General features: G+C 44.3%; 1 protein-coding gene. It reads left to right on the forward strand.

All coding sequences use genetic code 11. The features are described from left to right. Positions 1-34: 34 nt before the first annotated feature. Positions 35-744 (forward strand): thioredoxin family protein (locus A3766_RS06165; protein ID WP_197479375.1); only part of this gene is annotated, 710 nt, incomplete at its 3' end.

The following is a 744-nucleotide window of genomic DNA, read 5'->3' on the forward strand; positions in this document are numbered from 1 at the left end:
AATCTCCAAAGGTATTTAAAACGAGGATAAGAGAATGTTGACGAATGACATTTTGAACGCGCTTAAAGGCTATACCGCCAATATGCAGAATGATATCACCTTTGTTGTGCAAACAGGTGAGCATGACAAAAAAGCGGAGTTGATGGAATTTCTCAGCAGTTTCGCATCGGTTAGCGACAAGATTTCACTTGAAGAACGTGATATAAAATCAGTATTGCAAAGCCCGGTAAGTTTTTTGTTAGAACGTGATGGAGAAGATACGGGAATTCGGTTCTCCGGTATTCCTGGCGGTCACGAATTCAATTCGCTAGTGCTTGCGGTGCTTCACGCTTCGGGTACTGATATGAAGTTGGATGATTCAATAAAGTCGATCATAAGTGGTGTACAGGAAGCACTTAACTTCGAAGTCTTTGTAAGCTTGAGTTGTCACAATTGTCCTGAAGTGGTCCAGGCTTTGAATCAGTTTGCTTTGGTCAACGATAAGATTACCACTGAAACCATTGATGGCGGTGTCTATCCGGACTTGATCGAAGAGCGAAGTATTCAAGGTGTGCCTAGTGTTTACTTGAATGGTGAAGTATTCGCTAACGGTAAAATTGACCAGGCAGTCCTACTAGAGAAATTGATGGCTAAATACCCCGACATCACTCAGGCAGCAGAGCCTGCTGAAGCACTACCTGTTCAGGATGTTGTTGTGATTGGTGGTGGCCCGGCNGNTGCNGCATCAGCGGTGTATAGTGCTCG

Source organism: Oleiphilus sp. HI0132, from assembly GCF_001635845.1.